Annotated in this window: 18 protein-coding genes; 14 read left to right on the forward strand and 4 right to left on the reverse strand. The window is 48.2% G+C overall.

What is annotated here, in order from left to right; genetic code table 11:
• The 7 genes from SHD_RS13925 to purF all read left to right on the forward strand — a co-directional run bounded on the left by SHD_RS13925 (window position 1) and on the right by purF (window position 9,831).
• Entirely contained in the window at window positions 1-1,017 is a 1,017-nt protein-coding gene (locus SHD_RS13925) for an aspartate-semialdehyde dehydrogenase (RefSeq protein ID WP_023267706.1), read from the forward strand.
• A gap of 179 nt (window positions 1,018-1,196) precedes the next feature.
• Window positions 1,197-4,481, forward strand: coding sequence for a FimV/HubP family polar landmark protein (locus SHD_RS13930; protein ID WP_023267707.1), 3,285 nt, complete (start codon window positions 1,197-1,199; stop codon window positions 4,479-4,481).
• 103 nt (window positions 4,482-4,584) lie between these two features.
• On the forward strand, window positions 4,585-5,370 hold the full coding sequence (gene truA / locus SHD_RS13935) for a tRNA pseudouridine(38-40) synthase TruA (protein ID WP_023267708.1): 786 nt from the start codon (window positions 4,585-4,587) through the stop codon (window positions 5,368-5,370).
• A 51-nt stretch (window positions 5,371-5,421) separates the two neighbouring features.
• Window positions 5,422-6,720 carry a bifunctional tetrahydrofolate synthase/dihydrofolate synthase gene (gene folC / locus SHD_RS13940; RefSeq protein ID WP_023267709.1) on the forward strand — a complete coding sequence of 433 codons (1,299 nt, stop codon included), beginning with the start codon at window positions 5,422-5,424 and terminating at the stop codon, window positions 6,718-6,720.
• A complete protein-coding gene (locus SHD_RS13945; RefSeq protein ID WP_023267710.1) occupies window positions 6,713-7,537 on the forward strand; it encodes an SPOR domain-containing protein in 825 nt (274 codons plus the stop codon). The genes folC and SHD_RS13945 overlap by 8 nt, the downstream gene beginning before the upstream one ends.
• A 110-nt stretch (window positions 7,538-7,647) precedes the next feature.
• A complete protein-coding gene (locus SHD_RS13950; protein ID WP_023267711.1) occupies window positions 7,648-8,136 on the forward strand; it encodes a CvpA family protein in 489 nt (162 codons plus the stop codon).
• A 180-nt stretch (window positions 8,137-8,316) separates the two neighbouring features.
• Window positions 8,317-9,831, forward strand: coding sequence for an amidophosphoribosyltransferase (purF, locus tag SHD_RS13955; protein ID WP_011716540.1), 1,515 nt, complete (start codon window positions 8,317-8,319; stop codon window positions 9,829-9,831).
• 102 nt (window positions 9,832-9,933) lie between these two features.
• Here purF and SHD_RS13960 read toward each other — a convergent pair whose 3' ends face one another.
• Together SHD_RS13960 and SHD_RS13965 are read right to left on the reverse strand one after the other, a co-directional pair.
• Entirely contained in the window at window positions 9,934-11,418 is a 1,485-nt protein-coding gene (locus SHD_RS13960; RefSeq protein WP_023267712.1) for an alanine/glycine:cation symporter family protein, read from the reverse strand.
• Window positions 11,419-11,788: 370 nt separating this feature from the next.
• Window positions 11,789-12,076 carry a hypothetical protein gene (locus tag SHD_RS13965; RefSeq protein ID WP_023267713.1) on the reverse strand — a complete coding sequence of 96 codons (288 nt, stop codon included), beginning with the start codon at window positions 12,074-12,076 and terminating at the stop codon, window positions 11,789-11,791.
• Window positions 12,077-12,275: 199 nt separating this feature from the next.
• Here SHD_RS13965 and SHD_RS13970 point away from each other — a divergent pair, with 199 nt between their 5' ends.
• Window positions 12,276-14,390 carry a DNA topoisomerase III gene (locus SHD_RS13970; RefSeq protein ID WP_023267714.1) on the forward strand — a complete coding sequence of 705 codons (2,115 nt, stop codon included), beginning with the start codon at window positions 12,276-12,278 and terminating at the stop codon, window positions 14,388-14,390.
• Between the two features lie 249 nt (window positions 14,391-14,639).
• A complete protein-coding gene (locus SHD_RS13975; protein WP_039978453.1) occupies window positions 14,640-15,809 on the forward strand; it encodes a porin in 1,170 nt (389 codons plus the stop codon).
• Window positions 15,810-15,898: 89 nt separating this feature from the next.
• Here the strand turns inward: SHD_RS13975 and SHD_RS13980 are convergent, their stop codons facing one another.
• A complete protein-coding gene (locus tag SHD_RS13980) occupies window positions 15,899-17,425 on the reverse strand; it encodes a sigma-54 interaction domain-containing protein (protein ID WP_023267716.1) in 1,527 nt (508 codons plus the stop codon).
• Window positions 17,426-17,590: 165 nt separating this feature from the next.
• On the opposite strand from SHD_RS13980, the gene SHD_RS13985 reads away from it, so the two are divergent.
• Genes SHD_RS13985 through SHD_RS13995 form a run of 3 tightly spaced genes read left to right on the forward strand, consistent with a single transcriptional unit; the run spans window position 17,591 to window position 21,243 of the window.
• The gene (locus tag SHD_RS13985; protein ID WP_039978426.1) at window positions 17,591-19,144 is read left to right on the forward strand and encodes a flavocytochrome c; all 1,554 of its coding nucleotides are present in this window, start codon (window positions 17,591-17,593) and stop codon (window positions 19,142-19,144) included.
• A 36-nt stretch (window positions 19,145-19,180) separates the two neighbouring features.
• Window positions 19,181-20,818, forward strand: coding sequence for an HAL/PAL/TAL family ammonia-lyase (locus tag SHD_RS13990; protein WP_023267718.1), 1,638 nt, complete (start codon window positions 19,181-19,183; stop codon window positions 20,816-20,818).
• Between the two features lie 41 nt (window positions 20,819-20,859).
• A complete protein-coding gene (locus SHD_RS13995) occupies window positions 20,860-21,243 on the forward strand; it encodes a cytochrome c3 family protein (protein WP_023267719.1) in 384 nt (127 codons plus the stop codon).
• A gap of 221 nt (window positions 21,244-21,464) precedes the next feature.
• Here SHD_RS13995 and SHD_RS14000 read toward each other — a convergent pair whose 3' ends face one another.
• Window positions 21,465-22,754, reverse strand: a complete 1,290-nt coding sequence (locus SHD_RS14000; RefSeq protein WP_023267720.1) for an alpha/beta fold hydrolase — start codon at window positions 22,752-22,754, stop codon at window positions 21,465-21,467.
• 176 nt (window positions 22,755-22,930) lie between these two features.
• Between SHD_RS14000 and SHD_RS14005 the strand changes: the two genes are divergently transcribed.
• Both SHD_RS14005 and SHD_RS14010 read left to right on the forward strand, forming a co-directional pair.
• Window positions 22,931-23,575: an MBL fold metallo-hydrolase gene (locus tag SHD_RS14005; RefSeq protein ID WP_023267721.1), complete on the forward strand. Its 645-nt coding sequence runs from the start codon at window positions 22,931-22,933 to the stop codon at window positions 23,573-23,575.
• Window positions 23,576-23,892: 317 nt separating this feature from the next.
• Window positions 23,893-25,632: a methyl-accepting chemotaxis protein gene (locus SHD_RS14010; protein WP_039978430.1), complete on the forward strand. Its 1,740-nt coding sequence runs from the start codon at window positions 23,893-23,895 to the stop codon at window positions 25,630-25,632.
• Window positions 25,633-25,672 lie beyond the last annotated feature (40 nt).

A 25,672-nucleotide genomic window follows, 5' to 3' on the forward strand; every position in this document is an offset into this window, starting at 1 on the left:
ATGTCGCAGGAATTTAATGTTGTCGTTTTAGGTGCATCGGGTGCAGTGGGTCAAACAATGATTGAGATCCTCGAAGAGCGTAACTTCCCGGTTGCGAACTTATATCCTTTAGCCAGTAGCCGTAGCGCCGGTGAAACGGTCAGCTTCCATGGCAAACAAGTTACCATTTTGGACGTCGAAACCTTTGATTGGAGTCAAGCGCAGTTAGGCTTCTTCTCGGCTGGTGGTGATGTCTCGGCCAAGTGGGCGCCTATTGCCGCTGAAGCGGGTTGTGTGGTGATCGATAACACCTCTCACTTCCGCTATGACATTGATATTCCGCTGGTTGTGCCTGAGGTTAACCCCCATGCTATTGCTGATTTCCGCAACCGCAATATTATTGCCAACCCGAACTGCTCGACCATCCAAATGCTGGTAGCACTAAAACCGATTTACGACACTTACGGTATCAGCCGTATCAACGTCGCGACCTATCAGTCTGTTTCTGGCACAGGTAAAAAGGCGATTGAAGAACTGGCAAAACAATGCACTAAGTTGCTGCAAGGTCTGCCTGCTGACGCTGAAGTTTATCCAAAGCAAATCGCGTTTAACGTATTGCCGCAAATCGATAAATTTATGGATAACGGCTACACCAAAGAAGAAATGAAAATGGTCTGGGAAACCCAGAAGATTTTCGGTGATGACGAGATCCTCGTCAACGCAACGGCCGTGCGTGTACCAGTCTTCTATGGTCACTCTGAAGCCGTACATATCGAGACGCGTCAAGTCGCCGATGCAGAAGATATTAAAGCTTTACTGCGTGATGCCGAAGGAGTGGTATTGTTCGAATCCGACGACGAGTATCCAACGGCTGTGACCCATGCAGCGGGTACCGATCCTGTTTATGTGGGCCGTGTGCGTAAGGATATTTCCCATTCTCACGGTATTAACCTTTGGGTGGTATCGGACAATATCCGTAAAGGCGCAGCCTTAAACAGTGTGCAAATTGCCGAGATTTTAGTGAGAGACTATTACTAACTCTTAAGTGGCGATTGATGCTCAGTGAAAAAGCCTGCTGCCAGCAGGCTTTTTTTGTTTTACAATTGTGAACAGTAGCAGGGCTGGGATTTCTAGTTTATAGTAATCTCAATAAATACAATTGCCTAAAGCCTGTTATCAGCGAGATAACTTAAATAGCGCTTCAAAGGGAAGGATTGATGAAATTTCGCACTTCGTATCTTGTGGGCCTGATGGCCACCGTTTTAGCTGTTTCTTCCACGACCTCTTTTATTGATCCTGCGATAGCTGCTGATACTCCCAAAATAAAACCTTTAAAAATCATGGGTCCAGACGGACAGATCCGTCAGGTCAATCATCAATATGGGCCAACGACCTCTAAGGACACCTTCTGGAGCATTGCGCAAAAAGTCCGTCCCGATGCCAGTGTCAGTGTTTATCAAGTGATGGCCGCAGTATTTGATGCTAACCCCCATGCGTTTAACTCCGACAGTTATAACAGCCTAGAACGTGGCATGATTTTGCTGATCCCTTCGAAAGAAGTGATGCTCGCCATTCCTAATAGTCTGGCCATTGCCCGCGCCGAACGCAGCGATAAGCAGGCTCGTACTGCGGCTAAAGCCGCACCTAAGCCTGAAACCAAACCAGCAACGAAGCCTGCACCGGCTCAGGTTGCTGTACAGCCTAAGGTTGAAACACCTAAGGCAGAGGTGAAACCCGAGGCGGCGAAAACTGAGGTTGCTAAAACCGAAGCAGCGCCAACGCCAACCGCGCCTAAGATGGTGAGCTCGGATATCAATGCGCGTCTTGAAGCGGCGGAGAGCAAGAATTTATCCCTCACTGACGAGTTAGCCAGAGCGCAAGATCAACTCGCGGTGAGAAATACCGATGTTGAGACGCTCAAAGCTAAGATCGAAGAATTAAATCAACAGATTGCGGTATTAGAAGAAACCCTGCAGGCCAGCAAGAAGCAAAACCTTGCCCTTAAAGCCGAGGTCGAGGCTGCACAAACGCCAGAAGCAGCTACGACTGATGAGCCTGCCATGCCAGCAGAGCCTGATGATCTATGGCGTAATTTGATGAGTAATCCGCTGCTCCTCGTTGCGGCGGCGGTGATCCCTGCATTATTGCTACTTATCCTCGTCTTCTGGCTATTACGCCGTAAACGCAATAAAGAGCGTCGCGAGTTAGAAGTGCAGCAAGCTGCTATGGTGGCTGCGGGTGCGGCTGGCGTAGCGGGGGCATCCGTACTGGCGATGGATGATGACGATTTAGGCGACATGGCTGTGCATTTAGATGGCGAACATGCCGATTCTATTGACAGCTTACTCGATGTCGGCAGTGTTGATCTGCAACCCGAGCAGGAAATGACTGATAGCCATGAGCAGATGGATATTGCCTCTGAAATGTTTATCGACCCTGGTATCAGTGATGAGCCAGAGCCTAAGTTTGAAGAGGAAGAAGGCCAATCATTAGATGATCTCTGGGCTGAGGCTATGGGAGATCAGGAAGAGGCTGTCGCCGAAGAAAAACCTAAATCTGGCAATATCTTAGAGGAAGAAGATCTTGATGCCTTGTTGGCTGGACTAGGGACAGAAGAGGCGAGTGATACTGCTCAACAAAATACGGAATCGTCACTTGATGAATTAGCTGGGTTTGACATGCCTGCTGAGCAAGAGGCCGATGCAACAGCTATTGATGACGATATCACAGCAGCAATAGCCGCTGAGTTAGATTCTGAGCTTGAAAATAATGAGCTTGCTGCAGATGCAGATATTGATGCCTTGCTTGCTGACTTTAATCAACCTGACGCCAGTACTGCGATTTCGTCAGAGATTGATGACGATCTGGATGCTTTGTTAGCCGAAAGCAAAATTGACGAAAACCAAGAGCCTGATCTTGGCGATGCGATTGCCGCTGAATTAGATGGTGATTTAGCCGAGTTGGGGGTTGAGCAAACCGATGATATCGATGCCTTATTAGCGGACTTTGATAAACCTGCGCCAGCTGCTCCCGATTTGAGTGATGAAATCGCAGCAGAATTAGATGCGGATTTGAATGAGATAGGTATAAGCGATTCAGATGATGATATCGATACATTACTTGCGGGATTAGATGCACCAGTTGACCATGATCCGGAGATTGCCGCAGCTATTGCCGCTGAACTTGAGGATGAACTCAACACCGAGTCAGCGAGCGATGATGATTTGGGCCAGTTATTAGCTGGTTTTAATACTCAAGAAGTCTTTGACGAAGACACCATTGCGGAGCAAGTATCGTCTGACAATGATGAGATTGCTGCAGAGCTTGAGTCAGCTTTGCCAGAAGATTTATCTAATGCGCAGGATGATCTCGACTCACTCTTAGCCGAGTTTGATGTGCCAGAACAAGGCGAAGCTGATGCTGATGACTTTAACTTCGACATAGAAACTACTCACACAGAACCAGAAGCCAAAGTTGAGGAAGAAGATTTACTCAAGGGGATTGGTGCCTCCCATGCCATTGATGGCACGGATGACACCTTCGAGCTAAACGAAGAGATTGCGGCAAACCTAGACAGCGCCGATGAGGCTGCAACTGAACCTCTGTTTACAGGTTTTGATGCCGATACCGATGATATCGCGCCCGCCCTTGCTGGTGCCGCCGTCGCGTCAGCCGCAGCTGCAAAAGCTAAAGATAAAGAGTCCTCTTTCTTTAATGACCTAAAGGCCAATAAGAGTAAGGATCCCCATGTGCTTGATTGGGATACCGAACTGAATTTTGCGCCTACGCCTAAGGCGGAAACGCCAGTCAAACCGGAAACAGATTTGCCCTTAGATCCTGTACCTGTGCAGGGCACTATACGTCAACCGCTGGAATTTGCGCCAGATGCGAAACCAGAGGTTGATGCCAAAAATACGGCTGAGAGCACTGAGTTTAACCTCGACGATGAGCTGGATTTAGGCCGCGAGTTTGATTTAAAAGACGACACCGATGACGTCGATTTAAGCGATGACAGCGTACTTGCCGCCTTTAGCACCAATACCGAACTCGAAGAGGAAGAGGTATTAACCCCTGAGGATAGCTTTGCCCTCGATGACGAACACACGCTGACCGTCGATGAGGCCCTAGCCGCCCTCGATGCGCAGGAATCTCGTCAGTCGAAGAAGTTTGTTCCAGAGCATGATTTAACCAACTTCCAAAATGAGCATGGCTATATCGATATCGAAAAACTGCTTAACGATGCCGAGCAGGACAACACAGAGACAGATCTCTATCCTGAAATGGATGTTGAGATGAGCGATGTCGGCGCGCTGATTGGCGATGCCGCCATGATCGACGTGGACGACGAGGAAAACTCAGTCAATGCCAAGCTCGATTTAGCCCGTGCCTACATCGAAATCGATGACAGCGACAGTGCCAAAGCATTGCTACGGGAAGTCCAAATCGACGGTAATGAGCGTCAGCAAGAAGAAGCGGCCCGTTTACTTAAAGAGATGGGCTAATCCTTAAGGGGCTTGATTTCACACTAACGGCGCGCAGAGCGCCGTTTTTTTTATGGGCTGCTGTGATAAAATGCGCCGCTAAATTAACTGTGAGGATGTGTGGATGCGGATTGCATTAGGTATTGAATATGACGGAAGTGGTTATTTCGGTTGGCAGCGTCAGGCCGAAGTCGATTCAGTACAAGGGCAATTAGAACAAGCCTTATCAAAGGTGGCGAACGAACCCATTAGTTTGTTTTGTGCCGGAAGAACCGATGCCGGCGTTCATGCAACGGGGCAGGTGGTGCATTTCGAGACTAATGCCATACGTAACGAAGGCGCGTGGACCTTAGGGGTGAATGCCAATTTGCCCGATAATATCGCCGTTCGTTGGGCAAAAGAGGTGGATGAAAGTTTCCACGCCCGCTTTTCGGCCACGGCCAGACGTTACCGCTATGTGATTTACAATCATAATTTCCGCCCCGGGATCCTGCGTCACGGTGTGAGCCATTACCACGGTGATATCGACGCTGATAAAATGCATGTTGCGGCGCAGGCGCTGCTGGGGGAGCAGGACTTTACCAGTTTTCGCGCTATTCAATGTCAATCGAAAACCCCATTTCGCAATGTGCACAGCGTTAAAGTGACGCGTCAAGGCATGTATGTGATTGTCGATATTTCTGCTAACGCCTTCTTGCACCATATGGTGCGTAACATTGTCGGCTCCCTGCTGGAAATCGGTCTAGGCAATCAGCCTCTGACCTGGATGGCGGATTTACTGGCCCTTAAAGATCGAAATCAAGCAGCGGCCACCGCCAAACCTAATGGACTCTATTTAGTCGATGTGACATATCCCGAGCAGTATCAACTGCCTAAGTTGGCTTTAGGGCCATTGTTTATGCTGGATTAATCGCTGCTTTGCCCGTTAAGTGAAGCGCGTATCGAAGGAAGGAAAGAACAGATGACCACAGTCCCGAGTGAACAGACATCTTTAACTGTGCCGAGTGCGAATGCGCCACTGGCACAATGGCTAGATTATTTATTATCGATTCACCCAACCGAAATCGATATGGGATTAACCCGGGTTTCAAAGGTTGCAGCGCGCCTGCATTTATTGGATCTCGGGCCTAGCAAAGTGGTCACTGTAGGAGGCACCAATGGCAAAGGCACCACCTGCGCCATGCTCGAGAACATCCTGCGTTTATCTGGGCTGACGGTGGGCGTCTACAGCTCGCCCCATATGCTCAAATACAACGAAAGGGTGCGCATCAACGGTCAAGATGCCAGCGATGAAGCCTTTGTTGCGGCCTTTGAACAGATTGAGGCGGCGCGCGGCGAGATTTCGCTGACCTTCTTCGAATATGCCACTTTAGCAGGCTTAATCCTGTTTAAAGCGGCCAAGTTGGATGTGGTGATCTTAGAAGTCGGTCTTGGCGGCCGTTTGGATGCCACCAACATGATTGATGCCGATATCAGCGTGGTGACGTCCGTCGATTTAGATCACGAGGCCTATTTGGGCAATACCCGCGAATTGGTCGGCCGTGAAAAGGCAGGCATTTTTCGCCAAGGTCGCCCAGCGATTGTCGGCGAGCCGAACTTACCCCATACGGTCAATGATGTCGCCCAAGATGTTGGCGCCAAGCTCTATCGTGTGGGCGAGGAGTTTAGTTACCAGCAAGATGGCCAGACGTGGGATTACCAAGGCCAAGTATTTAGCCTTAAGCAGCTGAGTTTGCCGACACTGCCATTACCAAACGCCGCGACTGTGATTGCGATTGTTGAGCATGGCTGGCCGCATATTACCGCCGATATCATTGCCAAAGGCATCAGCAGCGCGCGCTTAACCGGGCGTTTAGAGCAAGTTAACGAGCAGCCGCTGATTTTACTCGATGTGGCGCACAATCCCCATGCGGCGCGCTTTTTAGTCAAGCAGCTCACGCCTATGGTGACGGGGAAGCGAGTGTTTGCCCTGTGTGGCATGCTAAAGGATAAGGACATTGCAGGCGTATTGCCTGTGGTTTCGCCCTTAATCGATACTTGGTACTTAGTGAGTTTACAGGGGGAGCGCGGCGCAAATGCAAGCCTGCTGCGCCAAACCTTAGCGCAAGACACTAAGGCCCATGAGTTTGACGATATCGCCGCGGCATGGACGGCATTAAAAGCGCAAATTCAGCCCGATGATGTGGTAATTGTGTTTGGCTCCTTTTACACTGTGGCAGGTTTTAAGTCTCTCTTTAAGCAGGATAACCGTTTTGTCTAGCCAGTTTCATAATCGATTAGTCGGCACTGTGGTGCTGGTCGCCCTCGGGGTGATTTTTCTGCCGGATATTTTAGATGGCAAGAAGGATCGTCAAGAGGAACAATTTGCCGAAATTCCCCTGCGTCCTGCCGCGATAGCGCAGCAAAACGCCGATGATATGTTTGAGGTGTTGTCCACCCAAGATGTGGATGGCGAAGGTGCCTTACCCGAAGAGTCCTCTCCTAACGATGAGGCGGCGTTAGCACAGGCGGTCAATACTGACGTCAAAGACACGTCTGCGGCAAAAGTCGAGCCTAAAGCGGAAGAGGTGAAGGAGACCGCCAAACCACAGACGGCAAAAGCGGAAACCAAGCCTGAGGTGAAAGCGCCGGTGAAAACCGAGACCGCTAAGGCCGAACCGAAGAAAGAGACGCCAAAGCCGACTCCAACTAAAACTGAGACCAAAAAGCCAGAACCCAAGCCAACCGTAGTCGCGAAAACGGACAAACCTAAAGCCGAAACCGCGAAAACAGAATCTGCAAAACCTGCCAAAGACGATGGCATTAAAGTGGTGAGCCGTGATTCATTAAAGCCAGGGCTTACGCTGCAACTAGGCGCATTTAGCAATGCCGCCAACGTAAAAGCGCTGGTGGCGCAGTTACGTAAAAGTGGTTACAAGGCGTACACAATTCCAGACACGCCTAAGGATGGCGTATTGACGAAAGTGTTTGTGGGGCCCGACGTTTCCGAAGCTAAGCTGAAGAAAATGCAGGAAGAAATTGAAACTCTAACTCGTTTGAAAGGCCGAATTGTGCCTTTTAATCCCTTGGAATCTTAATGCCATTCAGCAGGGGCTGAAATAATTTATTTACCTCGCTAGGGGTGAGAATCGTTTCAGTCTCTGGTAGAATCGCGCCGTCTTAAAGCCTATGCTGGAAAGCCATCTCAATGGTTTGGATTGATTACGCTATCATCTTCGTTATCGGGTTATCGACTCTTATCAGTCTGATCCGCGGATTTGCCAAAGAAGCCATGTCGTTAGTGGTATGGTTCGCGGCTTTCTTTGTTGCCAGCCAATTTTATCAAGACCTCGCCGTTCATCTCACGCAAATGAACGATGAGGTGCTACGCAATGGGGTCTCCATTGCTATTCTTTTTATCACCACCTTAATACTCGGCGCCCTTATTAATTACATCATTGGGCAATTAGTGGTTAAAACCGGATTATCTGGCACTGACAGACTCTTAGGTCTGTGTTTCGGTGCCATTAGGGGCGCACTGATCGTCAGTGCGCTGCTGTTTTTTATGGATGCTTTTACAGGCTCACCCAACACCCAATGGTGGAAGGACTCTGTACTAGTGCCCGAATTTGGCGTTGTGATCCAATGGTTCTTTCACTATTTGGAAAACACCTCCAGCTTTGTACCCAAACTATAAAAAAGACAATAAATTTATCCTAAGTGATGGAGGATAAGTAAGGTTGAGTCCGAAGCCTAAGGCCACGGACTCAACACTGAGATGAAGCGCTTCAGTCGTATGGCTGGAGATTTACTTCGTCTTTTACTTATATTTCAACATGAAAGGGCATAGAACATCTTACAATGAGGAAGCTTACCCATGTGTGGTATCGTCGGAATAGTTGGCCAATCATCGGTTAATCAGACCATTTATGACGCACTGACCGTGCTTCAACACAGAGGTCAGGATGCGGCAGGTATTGTGACCGTTGATCGTGGTGCTTTCAGACTACGTAAAGCCAATGGTCTGGTCAAAGATGTATTTGAAGTCAAACACATGCAGCGCCTACAGGGCAATGCAGGTATTGGCCACGTACGTTATCCTACTGCAGGCAGTTCCAGCGCGTCAGAAGCGCAGCCTTTCTATGTTAACTCGCCATTTGGGATTTCATTAGCCCATAACGGTAACTTAACCAACACGGTTGAATTAGCAGAAGGCCTGATCAAAAAACGTCGCCATGTGAACACCACATCCGACTCAGAAGTATTATTAAATCTGCTGGCCGATGAGCTGCAAAAAACCACGAGCTTAATGCTGACGCCTGACGAAGTGTTCGACACTATCGCTAAAGTGCACGAGCAAGCCCGTGGCGCCTATGCGGTTGTAGCCATGATTATCGGTCAAGGTCTAGTGGCATTTCGCGATCCATTCGGTATTCGTCCACTGGTATTAGGTAAACACGAAACCCCAACCGGTACTGAGTACATGGTGGCTTCTGAGAGCGTGGCGCTCGATGCCGTGGGTTTTGAAGTGATGCGCGATGTGGCGCCAGGCGAAGCGATTTATATCTCTCTCGATGGTCAGCTTTATACTCGCCAATGCGCCAAAGAGCCAAGCTACTCACCTTGTATCTTCGAATTCGTGTATTTTGCGCGCCCAGATTCGACTATCGACAATGTCTCTGTTTACGCCAGTCGCGTGAACATGGGTGCCAAGCTTGGTGAAAAGATCAAAAAAGAATGGTACGACCATGATATCGACGTAGTCATTCCTATTCCTGAAACCTCATGCGATATCGCATTAGAAATCGCCCGTTGCATGGACTTACCTTACCGCCAAGGTTTTGTGAAGAACCGTTATATCGGCCGTACCTTTATTATGCCTGGTCAACAGGAGCGTAAAAAATCGGTACGCCGTAAACTCAATGCCATCAACACTGAGTTTAAGGGTAAGAACGTGCTGTTAGTGGATGACTCTATCGTGCGTGGTACCACGTCAGAGCAAATCATTGAGATGGCGCGTGAAGCGGGTGCGAAGAAAGTGTACTTTGCCTCGGCGGCACCGGAAATTCGTTTCCCGAACGTTTACGGTATCGATATGCCAACCTCGAATGAGCTGATTGCCCACGGTCGTGATGCCGATGAAATTGCTAAGCTGATTGGCGCCGATGGGATTATCTTCCAAAATCTGCCGGATCTGGTTGAAGCGGTGAGAATGGAAAACCCAGAGATCAAACGTTTCGAAACCTCAGTGTTCGACGGTCACTACATCACTAACGATGTTGACCAATCTTACCTCGACCACTTAACTCAGTTACGTAACGACGATGCCAAAGCCGACCGTAATAAGGACATTGGCACTAACTTAGAGTTACACAACGTTTGCCATCCATAAGATGAGTTGAGTGTGTGCTTGGCGTTAAGCGGGTGCACCTTAAAACGCGCAACAAAAAAGCCAGTGATAAGTCACTGGCTTTGTTATTTGGAGCTTTAATCTTTAGGAGAGCTTTGGAGGTTCGCTCGATTGACTCTGCGCGAGTTCATCCTGCGCATTTTTACGCTCAACCCAATAGTCTGCATGGGGAATACCGAGTTTTTCAGGGTCAAATAACGGCTCAACCCCTTGTTTCTGTTGCGACTCATAATCCTTCAGGCAAGTGAAGGCGATGCGTTGCAGCAGAATAATGGCGATAATGTTTAGCCATGCCATCAGGCCCACACCAATATCACCCATGCCCCAGGCCAAATCGGCGGTTTTCACTGTGCCATAGACCGTTGATGCCATCAGCACTACTTTCAGTACCACAGTGAGCCAAGGACGATTCGCCTTGCGATTGATATAGGCAATGTTGGTTTCGGCAATATAGTAGTAGGCCACAATGGTGGTGAAGGCGAAGAAGAACAGCGCAACGGCAACGAACATATTACCAAAGCCTGGCATCATGCTTTCCATCGCGGTTTGCACATAACCTGGGCCTGCTGCGACACCCGCAATCCCGGTATAAAGCGCGGCACCATCAGGGCCTTGCACATTATACAAACCCGTGATCAGCAGCATAAAGCCGGTGGCAGAACAGACAAACAGGGTATCAACATATACTGAGAAGGCTTGTACTAAACCTTGTTTAGCTGGATGACTCACTGCGGCGGCAGAAGAAGCGTGCGGCCCAGTACCTTGGCCCGCTTCGTTTGAGTAAATACCGCGTTTTACCCCCCACATAATCGCAAGACCGAGAATCGCACCAAAGCCTGCATCGAGTCCGAAGGCGCTTTTTAGGATCAACATAATAATATCGGGCAGCTGGCCAATGTTAAGGGCAATAATCACGCAAGCGACGATGATATAACCCAGTGCCATAAAGGGCACTACGGTACTGGCAAAGTGGGCAATACGTTTTACGCCACCAAAAATAATGAAACCTAATAGCATCGCAAGAATGGCTGCTGTGACGTTAGGGGCAATATTGAAGGCGGTTTTTAGGCTAGAACCTATGGAGTTAGCTTGCACGCCAGGCAGTAAAATCCCGCAGGCAAAAATAGTCGCAATGGCAAATGTCCAAGCGTACCACTTCATGCCTAAGCCTTTTTCAATATAAAAGGCGGGGCCGCCGCGGTATTCACCGTTGATTTTTTCTTTGTAGACTTGTCCTAAGGTGGATTCAACGAATGCGGAGCTGGCGCCCAGAAACGCCACCATCCACATCCAAAACAATGCACCCGGACCGCCGAAGGTAATCGCAGTGGCGACACCAGCAATGTTACCGGTTCCCACACGACCCGCTAAGGTCATGGCTAAAGCCTGGAAGGAAGACACGCCAGCATCAGTGCTTTTGCCATCAAACATTAGACGGATCATTTCGGGTAAATGGCGTAACTGTAGGAAACGTGAGCGCAGGGAGAAAAAGAGTCCTACACCGAGGCAAAGATAAACGAGTGCGGGGCTCCAAACGATATTGTTGACCGCATTAACAATCTCATTCATATAGTTCAACTCCAATATTCTGTTGTTTTTGCAGAGTTTTTAAGAAATTTGCTTGTAAGTTTGGGTACCAAATGGCCACTTTGGCCTAAGGTTAAGACGTGTGCGCACGTCTAAGAGCTTCAACATAACGGCTTTTTAAGCCGCTTCATAGCTAAAGTTGTTAAATAATTGATAATTTAACGTTCTTTATTTGGTGTGGTTACTGAGGAGCTTTATTTTGCAGCGTGTTATCTCTGCAGTATTGAGATTCATAATCTAGCAACTTGAATCATTGAGAAAAGCGGGGAGATAAGGCGAATTGATCGAGACTATTAACTCAGCCAAAGTGGATAGCGGGGACGGTATTTGTGCAAGGCAAAGTAAACTTGGCTTAAATTACCAGCCATAGCAGCATCCATAGTCCGAAAAGCCATGCCAGACTGCGGCGGCTAATACGATGTTTTAATAGCAAAGATAGGCTCACCGCCACAGGTAGAAACAGGATAAAAGCCCAAGAGAGGAAAGGCGCCTCAAGCCCCAAGCTTTTTAGCCCCATTTCACAAAGCAGACTTAACGCCAATAACAATAAGCTATGAAAGAGCATTAATTGATTGAATCTTAATACTAGCGCTGGTTTAAAGGCGGGTTTCGCATGACAGGGCAAGGTCAGTGTATTCATCTCTTGTTCTCAATTCCTTGTAACGGATACGAGGGATTTTAGTTTTAGATGAGAATTATTCTCAACTAAATTTACACAGCTTTAGTGTTCCATCGCCATTCATCGTGTTCAATCGGCCCTCTAGGTTAAATGGCGGTTTGCACTCTTGTCCGCTTTGGGCTAAATTACACTGTAATTATATACAGTGTTTAATGTAGATATGATCCTCTATATTGCTGAAAAACCAAGCCTTGGGCGTGCAATTGCCGATGTGCTGCCTAAACCCCACAAAAAAGGTGACGGGTTTATTGAAGACGCCCAAGGTAACTGTGTGTCTTGGTGTGTGGGGCACTTGCTCGAACAGGCAGAACCCGATGCCTATAATCCAGAGTTTAAATCGTGGAAATTTGAGCATTTACCCATAGTGCCCGAGAAGTGGCAGCTTAAACCTAAGGCCGCAACCCGCAGCCAACTCACAGTACTTAAAAAGCTGGTGAAACAGGCCGATACCTTAGTGAATGCGGGCGATCCCGACAGAGAAGGGCAGTTGTTGGTTGATGAAGTGATCGCCTATTTGGGTGTGACGGGCGATAAATTACAGCAAACGCAGCGACTCCTTATCAGCGACTTAAATCCGCAGGCGGTGAAACGTGCCTTGTCGCAACTTCGCAGTAACCGTGAGTTTATTCCTTTGTCGACTTCGGCACTTGCCCGAAGCCGCGCCGATTGGCTCTATGGCATGAATATGACGCGGGCCTACACCATCCAAGGGAAAAAGGTTGGCTATCAGGGCGTGCTATCAGTCGGTCGAGTACAGACCCCGCTCCTTGGACTTATTGTGCGCCGCGATGAGGAAATCGCGAACTTTCAATCTAAGCCTTTTTATGAGGTTCTGGCCCACTTAGTGACGGACAAAGATCAGGCTTTTACGGCGAAGTGGCAACCCAGTGAAGCCTGCTTACCCTATATGGATGAAGAGGGGCGCGTGCTCGCTAAGGGGTTAGCGCAAAATGTGGTGCGCCGGATCACCGATAAACCCGCCGAAGTGACCCAGTTAAGCACTAAGGATAAGCAGCAGAATCCGCCTTTGCCCTACAGTTTATCAGCGCTGCAAATCGATGCGGCCAAGCGCTTTGGTATGAGCGCGAAGGACGTGCTCGACACCTGCCAGAGTTTATACGAGCGCCATAAGCTAATCACCTATCCACGCTCAGACAGCCGTTATTTGCCCACAGAGCAGCATGGGCTTGCAAGCGGGGTATTAGCGGCCATTACAGGCGGTGCGCCCGAGTTAGTCGCACAGGCTGAGGCGCCAAATCCTCGGCTTAAATCTAAGGCGTGGGATGATAAAAAAGTCGATGCCCACCATGCCATTATACCAACGGAAAAACAGCCTAATTTAGTTGGCTTAAGCCAGCGGGAAAGACAGCTTTATCTGCATATTGCTCGTCAGTATTTGGCGCAGTTTTATCCTGCCTATTGCTACAGTGAAACCGCGGTCGAGGTGACGATCGAAGGTGGTCTTTTTAAAACTAAGGCAAAACAGGATAAGTCCCTCGGTTGGAAACAGCTGTTTGCCAGAGAAGAGAACGAACGAAAAGACGCATCATCCACAGCGAGTTTTGCGCAAGGCGATAAGGATATAGATGAAGGAGAATATGTTGGTCAGTTACCGCCGCTTACCTTAGGGCAAGTGCTTCATTGTCACCGAGGTGAATTAGTCGAGAAGCAAACTCAACCACCCAAGGCCTTTACCGATGCGACCTTGCTGAGCGCCATGACGGGGATTAACCGTTATGTAACAGATCCTGAGATCCGCAAAATTTTAAAGGAAACCGATGGCCTAGGTACGGAAGCGACTCGCGCAGGCATTATTGAGCTGCTGTTTAAGCGAGGTTTTATTCAGCGTCAGGGGAAGTCGATTGTGGCCACTGAGGTGGGCAAGGGCTTAATCAATAGTTTGCCCCTTAGCGCTACGACGCCCGATATGACGGCGCTGTGGGAGGCAAGCCTAAACGGTATCTGTCATAAAGAAATCTCTTATCAAGGGTTTATGCAGCCACTGCTGGGGACGCTAAATAACTTGATCGAAAATGCGGGTGCTCAATTACCCTCAGCCCTCAATGGCTTAAAAGGGCAGGGTTTTAAGCGTGCCGCGACTAAAAAGTCCGGTTATCGAAAAGCGGGAGCCAGAAGCGCTGCTGGCGGGAACAAAGCCCGTACTGGCGCTAAAAAAGGGAATTCTAGCAATTCAGCCGCAGCATCTACCACCTCCACAACCGCTAAACCGACTGCGCCTAGACGGCGAACGAGCAAAGCGGTCGCCCAAGCCTGATGACACATATGTGATCAAACTGTCGCTAAACCACGGGATTTGGTAACGATATTTAATTTATTCCGCGATATTTAATTACCGCCAATCACGATATTTCGTGATTGGCGGATCCACTTCTAAAAAACACCTTGAAACTCAGCTTTTCAGCGCCGTGGCATGCAAACTGCTGTGTATTGGCTGGAGAATATAATAAGCCAATTAAATCATATGATTATATATGGTTTAGCTGAATTAAAAGGTGTAGATGATATGAAAAAGAAATTGCTAGCAGTGATGATCCCTGCGGTGCTGCTCACTGGTACAACTCAAGCGGTCGAGCTGTATAACGATCAAACCAATAGCGTCAATATGATGGGTTGGCTAGGCTTTGCGGCGTTAAACGATGGCCACGAAACCTCAGTAATTGATAACTTTTCCCGGGTGGGATTCCGTTTCGACCGCCAAGAGAAAAACGGCTGGCGCTCCTTTGCCCATACCGAATGGGGCATTAACATGGTCACCAGTGACGATGGTCTGATCTATACCCAAGGTCAAGGTGGAGGTCAGTTATCGGCTTCAAAAACCTCAGATTTTCTCTTTAATCGTTTAGGTTATGTCGGCATGGCACACGAAAAGTGGGGTACCCTCAGCTTTGGTAAGCAATGGGGTGCTTACTATGACGTGGCTTATACCACTGACGTGCTCAATGCGTTTACTGGCTGGTCTGTCGGAGCTTACACCTTCGGTGATGGTGGTCTGACGGGGGCGGGCCGTGCTGATGCCGCGCTGCAATACCGTAATACCTTTGGCAATCTACATATCGCTGTGCAATACGCTTCTAAGCAAAATAGCGATGTTGCACTCTATGACAATCAAGGTCATGCCTTAAATGATGGTTCAGAGCTGAGCTTTGACCCTAGCTATGGTGCGAGTGCCACTTACTACGTTACCGATAAATTTAAGGTGTTAGCGGGTTTTAACCGTGGCGACTTTACTGGAAACCTCGCTGGTAAAGACGTCGATAATACCAATCAAATCATTGGCATTGGTGCGCAGTATGGTAGTTTCTATCAGTATGCGCCGGGTCGTGATGCCGATGGATTATATGTTGGTTTTAATGCCCATAAGAGTGAGCAAAACGAGTTAGTGGGTGGCGATCTCTACGACTCAACTGGCGCCGAATTTATCGTCGCTTACCACTACGATAACGGATTCGTACCTAGCTTATTGCTGACTTACCAAGATTTGGACACCGATGAAAACACCGTCATCCAAGGTAAATGGACCCGCCAATTTGCCGTGCTAGGCCTGCATTATCGTTATAGCCGCGACACTATCATGTACGCCGAAGCCAAAATCGATTTCAGCGATATGGACGATAAAGCCTACGAAGATCTGCAGGATAACAACTATGCCGTTGGCATCCGTTATTTCTTCTAAGTTCGACGACAGATTGCGCTAAAAAAGCACATAAAGCAAAGGCCACATATTGTGGCCTTTTTCAGAACTATCCATGCCTAATCAAAGTATTACACAATCCCTAACTTCTTCATTTTACTGCGCAGGGTATTGGCATTGATATCCAGCAATTCGGCGGCGCCGCCCGGGCCATAGAGTTTACCCCCAGTGATCCTTAAGGCATGGCTGATGTATTTTTTGGTCATCACCTCCAGCGGCACCAGCTTATCGCTGGCATGACTAGGGTCGATAATCACGGTTTGATTGGATGGGGTTTTAACGGCTTCGAGGCTCTGTGGCGCCAGAAAGCTAAAATCCAGCGGCCCTGCGGGGTGCTGAATAATGGCGCGCTCGAGCACATTAATGAGTTCGCGCACATTTCCTGGCCAGCCATATTGGTTGAGAATATTCAGTTGTTCTGGGGCGATTCTTGGCAGCTGCGGCAAATTGAACTTGGCACTGAGCTGCTCGATAAAATGTTGTACCAGCAGAGGTATATCTGTGCGTCTTTGTCTGAGTGATGGGATCTCGATGGGGAAAATCGCCAGCCGATACCAGAGATCCTCGCGAAACACTTCTCTGTGCACCATGGCCTGAAGGTTTCTGTGGGTTGCGGCCACAATACGAATATCGAGCTGAACCGCATCGTGACCGCCAACGCGGGTGATACAACTATTTTGCAGTACTCTGAGTAACCTAACTTGAGCCGAAAGCGGTAGCTCCCCAATTTCGTCTAAGAAAATGGTGCCGCCATTGGCCTGCTCGAAGTAGCCAATTTTGCGTGAATCGGCGCCGGTAAATGCACCTTTTTCATAACCAAAGAGCTCGGAGTCAATCAAGGTATCTGGGATGGCGCCGCAGTTTACCTTGATAAAAGGCTTACCCGAGCGCTCCGACAATTCGTGAATGGCGTTGGCGATGACTTCCTTGCCGCAGCCCGTTTCCCCAAGCATTAACACTGTGGTGTTGATTTTGGCGATGGATTGCACCTGTTGCATTACCTGTTTCAGGCCAGAATTAGCGCCAACCACGCCATTTTGAACATCTAAGGTGCGGCGTAGACTCACGTTTTGTTTTGAGAGCGCTTCATTCTCTTTGAGTAAGTTGCGATCCCTTAAATTCAGCGCCGTGATCAGCGCGAGGTTTTGCATATGCGGTGCGATTAAGTCCGCATGGCGGGGCCTAAATACTCCAGTGGTTTTGGCATAAAAACCGACTATCCCAAGATGGGTGTTTTCAATCGACATTCGCAAGATAATCAGTGACCGAATATCTTTAATCACTTGAGGTGCGACTAATGCAGTAACAGGATCATGCTCAATATCGTTAACAATTCTAACCCTTGGTCGCTCGGGATCTTCTAAGTATTGCGCCATCTTCTCAGGAATTTGGACGCGCTTATCGAGCGTACAGCAATGGGTGTTATCTACATGGGCGATAAACTGTATATCATTAAATTGTTTGCGAAAAATATTCACAAATAGCCCATCAATGGGGAGTTCATCCCGAATAAACTCAAAGTAACTCTGTAGGGATTTCTCCAGTTGCAGACTACTACAGAGTCTTAGGGTTGATTCGTAATAAAAGTGTTTTTCCATTGATATTTCAAGTTAATCACTAAGTATCGTGATTGTAGATCTTTATATTTCGTGATTTTGTGCCTGCAATCAAAGTTCCCCGCTTAAATACCTCTTTTTAGGTGCTTGGCACAGCATCTGCACTTTCACGCTGACAAGTTCCAATGATTATTGAAGGAAATCAGCATGAGTAAAACCCAAGGTATTAATTCGGGGCGTCGACAATTATTAAAGGGCGGTATGGTCATGGCCGCAGGGCTCGGGGCGAGTATCGCGTTGCCTGCCTCTGCCAGCTGTGACTCGGCTCCTGTTAATTTCGATGAAATCGTAGATGTGCTCGTGGTTGGCAGCGGTTTTGCGGGCATGTCAGCAGCGTTGCAGGCCAGAGAAGCCAGCGTGAGCGTGATGGTTATCGATAAGATGCCCGTGTTTGGTGGCAACTCGACCATCAACGGCGGCGCGATGGCGGTCGCGGGGTCAGCCCTACAGAAGCAGGCAGGGATTGAAGATTCGGTCGATGCCATGGTGGCGGACATGCTGCGGGCTGGTCGCGGCATGAACGATGTGGAAATGCTCAAACTGGTATGTAACGGCACAGCTGAATCCTGCCAGTGGCTGATCGATTACGGCGTGAACTGGAAACCGTTTGTACAGCACTTTGGCGGCCACTCGGTACAACGAGTGCTACAAACCGTTGAAAGTTCAGGCGCTGGCATTATTCGCCCCCTAATTAAAGCCGCCCGGGACAAGGGCGTCACCATGAAAAATCAGACCAAGCTCGAAGGCTTTGTACAAGATGAGGCCGGACGGGTGATCGGTGTCGAAGTTCGCGAAGGTTTTTATTTTCCCAATGAGCGCACGGGTAAAATACGTCGTATCGGCGCGCGCCGTGGCGTGATTATGGCGACTGGCGGTTTTGGTCGCGATATTGAATACCGCATGATGCAATTACCCGAGTTAAATAGTGATTTAGATTCAACCAACCATGCAGGTGCCACCTCCGAGGCGCTCAAGCAGATGATGCTTATTGGGGCCAATCCCATTCATTTAGACCAAATTCAGCTTGGCCCATGGGCATCCCCCGACGAGAAGGGATTTGGCACGGCTTCCCAGTTCAACACTATCGCTACCTATCCCCACGGCATTGTCGTGGATGTGCGCACAGGTGAGCGTTTCTTCAATGAATTAGCCGACCGTAAAGCCCGTGCCGACGCCATCATGACCCGACGGGATGAGAAAGGGCAGCCTGTCTATCCTATTGGTTTTACTAATGCTGCCGGTGCCAGCAAGGCACAGACCTTAGATTGGGGCCTGAAATACAAGGTCATCAGCAAGGCCGAAACCTTAGACGAACTGGCCACGATTTACGGCATGCCAGCTAAGGCGTTAAAGGCGCAGGTTGCGCGTTGGAACGAAGCGGTGAAGACAGGCATCGATAAAGAGTTCGACCGTCCTATGCAGGAGGCAATAGTGCTCGACAAAGGCCCTTGGTATGCGGTGCGCATGTGGCCGAAGGTGCATTACTGCATGGGTGGCGTGAAGGTGAATACTCAATCCGAAGTGCTGCATTTGGTCAGTAATAAAGCCATTCCCGGGTTATATGCCGCAGGCGAGGCCACGGGCGGTATCCACGGAGCGAGTCGATTAGGTGCCTGTGCAGTGGCTGAAGGAGTTGTCACTGGGCGTAATGCTGGTCGAAACTGCGCTGCGGCGAGTGCTGTGACGCTAAAGCAAGTTTAGATTTTATTAAAAATAACAAAATGTTGGAGAATGATAATGAATAAATCCTTGTTGATGGCCTCACTTACCTTGAGTTTACTTTCTGGCAGCGCGCTCGCGATGGAGCAAGTGGTACTCGACGGTAAACATTTAACTCAAGACCAAGCCTGGGCAATTGCCGATGGTGCAAAAGTGAAGATTGCTCCGCAGTCCAAGACCCAACTCGTGAAAGCACACGCGCTATTGATGGAAGCTGCGCGTCTGGGCAAACCTGTGTATGGCTTAACCGTAGGTGTTGGGCTAAACAAAGACCACAAGCTGTTCGATGCTAACGGCAAGCTGAGTGATTCGGTGCTCGATGCTTCCAGAAGTTTTAACTTTAGTACCTTTCGGGCTCACAGTGCGGGTGTGGGTGAAGCTGCGCCCATCCGCTTAACACGCTTAGCATTAGCCGTGCGGTTAAATACTATGCTAGCCGGGCAAACTGGTGTTCAACCTGTGGTGGCCGAGCTTTATGAAGCCTATCTTAACAAGGGACTGACCCCTGTGATCCCTGCTAAGGGCACAGTCGGTGAAGCGGATATTCTGCTGTCATCCCATGTTGGTTTAGCCATGGTTGGCGAATGGGAAGTATTCTACAAAGGTCAGCGTGTGAGCAGTAAAGAGGCGATGGCTGATGCGGGCATTACGCCATTAGTCCCAATGGGTAAAGATGCATTGTCGATTTTATCTAACAACGCCTTTGCTGTGGCGTATGCGATGCAAGGTTACCGTGAGGCGAAGCAATTATTGTCGGTATCGCCCACCGTCTTTGGCTTAAGCTTGGAAGGCTTAAACGGTAACGTGGCGCCATTCTTGCCGCAGACCAATGATATCCGCCCGTTCCCTTACATTAAATCGGCCACCAGTGACATTCTCAAGCAGCTCGATGGCAGCTATTTATGGCAGCTTAACGATGAGCGTCCATTACAGGATCCGTTAAGTTTTAGAACCACGGCTTACACCTTTGCTGGCGCCGAGCAGGCCCTAGCTTCATTGGATGAAGTGATCAATATCCAAATCAACCATTCGGACGATAACCCAGCCGTGATTGTGGGCGCGTCGAACCAGTATGCCGAGTTCCCGCAAGTGGCTAAATATATGGTTGAAGGGCAGGGTGGTGTGTTCCCTACCACTAACTTTGAGCCGCTGCCTGTGGCACTCGCAGTGCAAAACCTGAGTGTCGCCCTGACCCATGTGTCCCACAACAGTGTGATGCGCACTATTCATCTGTCCGATGATCACTTTACTAAGCTGACGCGCTTCCTAAGTGCGCCGGAGAATCAAGGCCATGCCTTCGGTGCGATTCAAAAAGCCTTTGTGGATATGCAAGTGCGTAACAAGCAGTTAGCCACGCCTGTATCCTTCGATGGGATTTCTATCGCCGGCGGGATTGAAGATACCTTCACTAACCTTAAGTTAGCGTCGGATAACCTGATCCAAATCGTGGATAACACCCGAGTCATCTATGGTTTAGAACTGCTGCACTCAACTCAAGCGATTGATTTACGTAAGCAAGCTCACCCTGATCTGCAACTGGGCAAGGCAACACAAGCCATGTACAAGGCCTACCGTGAAAAAGTGCCTTTTGTCGCCAAGGACCGTCCGTTTACCCCTGATATCCAAGCGTCAACTGACTTTATTGCAAACTATTAATCTACGATGCGGGGCGCGATGCCCCGCCTAGGAAGACTCTGATGTTAAAACCCGTATTTATTCTATTACTCGGTGTCATGCTGGTAACGCCAATGGCCGCTAATGCATTGAATATCAAGGACTACCATAAAGAGGTGATGACTGAAACCGATGGTAAAGTCGATTGCGCGGCATGCCACGGTGACGCAAAACGTAAAACTGTTCCCGATGCTGCGACTTGCAGTAGTTGCCATGGTTCGCCCGAGGAGGTCGCTAAGCTGACTGAGCGCCCTGCGGATGCGGGCCATTCGGTTGAGCCAAATCCCCATAACAGTCTGCACTATGGTACTGATCTGCCATGTACTTACTGTCATCAGGAACACAAAGAAAGTAAAGTCTATTGCAATCAATGCCATGAATTTACTTACCCTCAGATGAAACGTTAGTTTGATCTCCGTTAAACACTCGCTCCCCTGTATTTTTTGACTATCTTTGTCACGCACTCAACCCGGTTGAGTGCATTTTTTTTGGCAAAAAAAAGAGTAACCCAATACGGATTACTCTCACGGAAAATAGGTCGTTGAACGTTGTAGCCAAAATCACTCAATTGGATGAGGAGCCTGCACACAATGACAGCTTTTACTTAATTAACCCTTAAAATTAACATTTATCTTAAGCTGTCACCGCGGTTGAGACTGATGAGCTTATCTAAGATCCGCTCGCCATCCATTCGAATGCCATTATGCTCATATTCCGAAGTTAACCAATACTTTAGATGCGCTATTTGTTTGGCTGTTTCTAGGCTGTAGTCCATCTCGACATACATATCTTCGCTATAAATCGCGGCCGCAACTGGGACGCGGTTCTGGCTGAGCTGCTCAAGATTATATAACGCTGGCCAGTCCGTCTTATGGGCAAGGAGATTGGCCGCAGCTTGGAGTGGGGCTAAATGGCTAAATTGTTCAAACATCCAAGGATAAATCATCTCGCCAGTAAACAGGAAAGGCTTACCGATTTGATAGTTAAAGACCGGATACTGCTCACGCACCCTATGGGCAGACCACTGTGACGCACTGTGTTGGCAGTAGATCGCTTCATGTAACAGGGCGAAAATTGGGTTGGTGTTGTAGTCGAGTAATTGACAGAAATGATTTAAAAACAGCGGGTTGACATAATCACCTTGGGGGGAATGTATCAGCGCCTGTTCAAGCAAATAGTAAACCGACTCTGGGCCTTGCTCCATGCCTAAGTTAATGCCGAGCAGTTGCAGCATCTCAACCGTGAGGCGCTCGCCCGTGGCTAACTGCACTGGGTGCTCGAGTAAATGTTTGGCGAGGCGAGTCACGAGATGCTGCGCATCGTGGAAGCGCTGGAAGAAGTCCTTATTCTTGGCGAGCACGCGCTGATAGGTGGCCTGATAGACTTCATCACTGCTGCGCGTGAGGGAAGGAATGCCGCCGGTGATATAGGCTTCACTCACGCCCTGAGGCGCTGCACTTAGATAATGCAGCACGCAGAAACCACCGAAGCTTTGACCTAGAATCGCCCACTTGTCGGCGGGGCAGAGCTGGGCACGAATTGACTCGGCATCACGGACGATATTATCGGCCCTAAAATGGCTTAAATATTCGGCCTGTTGTTCAGGCGTTAAGTGACCGAGGCTTTGGTAATTAATGGGGCTAGAAAGCCCTGTCCCCCGTTGGTCGAGCAATAAAACTCTAAACTCTTTGAGTGCACGGCGGATCCAACCGCTATTACTGGCCGGACGCATGGCAGCAAAGCCAGGGCCGCCCTGAAAAAAGACGATATAAGGTAGTTTTTTATCTTTATTTTCAATGGCGCAAAGTTCTCTCGCAAACACAGTAATCTGCTCACCAATTGGTTGTTGGTAGTTGAGTGGCAGAGTAAAAGTATGTTTTTTGGCGAGGATACCGGCGAGCATCATATCGGGTTTCATCAATTAACCTTAAGGGTAAGACCTGTTTATGGCAGATTGTATACAAAAGCCCTGTCGTCGCAAGTTAGGATTATTTTAAAAGCCTTTGGTTAAGATCAATTTTTATTGTAAAAAATTGAGCCATGATAAGCCTCTTAGCGTAATCTATCGGCTATGGATAACACGAGATTGAAGCTATGAAGTACCAAATTATTCCTGTGACACCTTTCCAGCAGAATTGCAGCTTGATCTGGTGTGAAAAAACGAACAGTGCAGCGGTTGTCGATCCGGGAGGGAATGTCGACCGTATTCTTGGTGAAATTGCCAAACTAGGGCTCATCCTCGAAAAAATCTTACTTACACATGGTCATATCGACCATGTTGGCGGCGCTAAGCTGCTGGCTCAGCAGACAAATGCAGCTATTGTGGGGCCCCATGTGGCGGATAAGTTTTGGATTGAAAATTTGCCCAAACAGAGCCAAAACTTTGGTTTTCCACACTGTGATGCCTTTGAACCTGATCAATATCTACAGGATGGCGATGTCGTCACTGTGGGTGAACAAAGCTTAAAAGTCTTGCATTGTCCAGGCCATACACCGGGTCATGTGGCGTTTTACTCGGCTAGCTCAAAACTAGCTTGGGTGGGAGATATTCTGTTTAGAAGCTCGATTGGTCGCACCGACTTTCCGCAATCTAATCATCAAGATTTAATTCAGTCGATCACGTCTAAACTCTGGCCTTTAGGGGCGGACGTAGAATTTATTCCCGGCCACGGACCAATGTCGACCTTTGGGGAAGAGCGCGAACATAATCCTTTTGTCGCTGACCAGTTACTGCTGTAAGTGGTATAACACCGCATCGATTGGCTCAATACTCAATAGCAGCTTTTAATCAGGTACAATTCATATTTACTGTGCCTGATTAAATCTGCAAATCTCATCTCTGCTTGATACGAATCTTGGTTTTTTACCTAGATTTATCCACAACTATTTATTTTTAAGCATTATATTTTGTCCTAAACCCAATATAGGTGATTTGCGCAACTGAGAATCGTTCGTAACTCAGTGTATTATTTCATCAAAATCCACTTTTTTACTTTTTAGTTACATTTTACTGACTAGACTTAAAGCTAACGTTGTACATGTCTATCGGGGTAGCTATGAATACAAAAACGATGATGAGTGTTGTCTTTTCCACCATAGTCGCCAGTGCGGTGATTACGGCGGTGTTGAGTTTTAATGTCAAATCTAAGATTGAGCTGTTTAATGACGCGGCTAATATTCGCTATCAGTCCTACCAACTTGCTGATGAGCTGCGGCAAAGTTCCGATGATTTAACTAGGCTTGCCCGTACCTACGCGGTCACAGGCGATGAGAAATACGAAAAAATGTATATGGATATTCTGGCTATTCGTAATGGTGAAAAACCTAGGCCGGAAAAATATCACCAGATTTATTGGGATTTGGTGTTGAGCTACGGTGATAAACCTAAGCCTGATGGCGCCAGAGTTGCGATTAAAAAACAAATGAAGGACTTAGGCTTTTCTGATGAGGAATTCCATTATCTCGAGCAAGCACAGCAAAACTCTGATGCTTTAGTTGCCCTCGAAGTTAAAGCGATGAATGCGGTGAAAGGGATTTTTATGGATCCCAATACCCAAACCTACAGTATTAAGGGGGAACCTAATCTCGCGATGGCGAGGGAATTACTACATAGTGATCAATACCATAGAGAAAAAGCAAAAATTATGGAGCCTATTGATCAGTTTTTTACTGCTCTGGATAAACGTACAGAAGGGGAAGTGACTAATCGCTTAGACTCTTTAAATATGGCGCTTAATGGTTCGCAGTTTGTGTTGTTTTTAGTTATTTTAGTGGCTGTCGGCGGCTTTATTATTGTTAAGAGCAGGATAGTTACTCCGCTGATAAAGACCTGCAGTGAGTTACTCGATATTCAAAGGTCAAAAAATCTTGCCCGCAGGATTTCAGTCTCTACCCAAGGTGAGATTGGTGAAATCGTCAATCAAATCAACTTATTTATTTCCTCATTAGCCAGTTCATTAGCAACTACAGACAGTATCGCGAAGGAAGTGGCGGATCTGGCTAAACAAACCAAAGCCTCGATTCAAGTCTCCCGTCAAAGCTCTAATCGAGTTGCCAAAGAGCTTGATGCCAGTGCGAGCGCGATGGAGGAAATGACCACCACATTAGTGCATGTCAGTGAAAGCACTTCAAACGCTGAAATCCGTGCGGCAGAAAATGAAACCCATGTCGGCGTTGGCCAAGATACGGTTTCGGAAGCGCTCAATGCGATGGCAGTACTCGAAAGTGAATTTACGACAACTCAAGATTCGATGCAGCATTTAGTGAATGAAAGTACCCAAGTAAGTAATGTGCTTAGCGTAATTAAAGCGATTGCCGAGCAAACCAACTTACTGGCACTCAATGCAGCAATTGAGGCTGCGAGGGCTGGAGAGCAAGGGCGTGGTTTTGCGGTGGTGGCCGATGAGGTACGTTCACTTGCCCAACGGACACAGGATTCCACTAAGGAAATCGATGATATTGTTGCCAGTTTACAAAATAGGACCAATCAGGTGGGCAGCTCAGTCACTCAAGCGGCCAGTTTGATGCAAAAAGCCTCAGGTGAATTGCAGCGTATCGTCACTGTCTTCGATGATATTCGTCAAAGCACGGCAGCTATCCATGGGATCAACACTCAAGTGGCCGCATCAACTGAAGAGCAATCTCTGGTTTCTAAGGATATTGCTACCAGTCTTGTGGTGATCCGCGATAATTCCCGCGAGGTTTCGCAAATTATTGAGCAAATCGAATCGACATCGATAAGTCTGGATAACCAATCCCAAGTATTGCGTACTAAAGCGGGGGAATATCAATTTTAAGTTTTAGCTATATTCGTCCAGAAATGGATTGGGTCAGATG

Source organism: Shewanella decolorationis S12 (assembly GCF_000485795.1).
In the GTDB taxonomy this organism is placed as follows: domain Bacteria; phylum Pseudomonadota; class Gammaproteobacteria; order Enterobacterales; family Shewanellaceae; genus Shewanella; species Shewanella decolorationis.

Excerpts from the sequence above, each read along its gene's own strand:
- SHD_RS13990 (WP_023267718.1), top strand. The coding sequence starts at position 19,181 with ATGAATAAATCCTTGTTGATGGCCTCACTTACCTTGAGTTTACTTTCT.
- SHD_RS13960 (WP_023267712.1), bottom strand. The coding sequence starts at position 11,418 with ATGAATGAGATTGTTAATGCGGTCAACAATATCGTTTGGAGCCCCGCA.
- SHD_RS13930 (WP_023267707.1), top strand. The coding sequence starts at position 1,197 with ATGAAATTTCGCACTTCGTATCTTGTGGGCCTGATGGCCACCGTTTTA.
- SHD_RS14000 (WP_023267720.1), bottom strand. The coding sequence starts at position 22,754 with ATGAAACCCGATATGATGCTCGCCGGTATCCTCGCCAAAAAACATACT.
- SHD_RS13975 (WP_039978453.1), top strand. The coding sequence starts at position 14,640 with ATGAAAAAGAAATTGCTAGCAGTGATGATCCCTGCGGTGCTGCTCACT.
- SHD_RS13950 (WP_023267711.1), top strand. The coding sequence starts at position 7,648 with ATGGTTTGGATTGATTACGCTATCATCTTCGTTATCGGGTTATCGACT.
- SHD_RS14010 (WP_039978430.1), top strand. The coding sequence starts at position 23,893 with ATGAATACAAAAACGATGATGAGTGTTGTCTTTTCCACCATAGTCGCC.
- SHD_RS14005 (WP_023267721.1), top strand. The coding sequence starts at position 22,931 with ATGAAGTACCAAATTATTCCTGTGACACCTTTCCAGCAGAATTGCAGC.
- SHD_RS13980 (WP_023267716.1), bottom strand. The coding sequence starts at position 17,425 with ATGGAAAAACACTTTTATTACGAATCAACCCTAAGACTCTGTAGTAGT.
- SHD_RS13995 (WP_023267719.1), top strand. The coding sequence starts at position 20,860 with ATGTTAAAACCCGTATTTATTCTATTACTCGGTGTCATGCTGGTAACG.
- SHD_RS13925 (WP_023267706.1), top strand. The coding sequence starts at position 1 with ATGTCGCAGGAATTTAATGTTGTCGTTTTAGGTGCATCGGGTGCAGTG.
- truA (WP_023267708.1), top strand. The coding sequence starts at position 4,585 with ATGCGGATTGCATTAGGTATTGAATATGACGGAAGTGGTTATTTCGGT.
- folC (WP_023267709.1), top strand. The coding sequence starts at position 5,422 with ATGACCACAGTCCCGAGTGAACAGACATCTTTAACTGTGCCGAGTGCG.
- SHD_RS13965 (WP_023267713.1), bottom strand. The coding sequence starts at position 12,076 with ATGAATACACTGACCTTGCCCTGTCATGCGAAACCCGCCTTTAAACCA.
- SHD_RS13985 (WP_039978426.1), top strand. The coding sequence starts at position 17,591 with ATGAGTAAAACCCAAGGTATTAATTCGGGGCGTCGACAATTATTAAAG.
- SHD_RS13970 (WP_023267714.1), top strand. The coding sequence starts at position 12,276 with ATGATCCTCTATATTGCTGAAAAACCAAGCCTTGGGCGTGCAATTGCC.
- purF (WP_011716540.1), top strand. The coding sequence starts at position 8,317 with ATGTGTGGTATCGTCGGAATAGTTGGCCAATCATCGGTTAATCAGACC.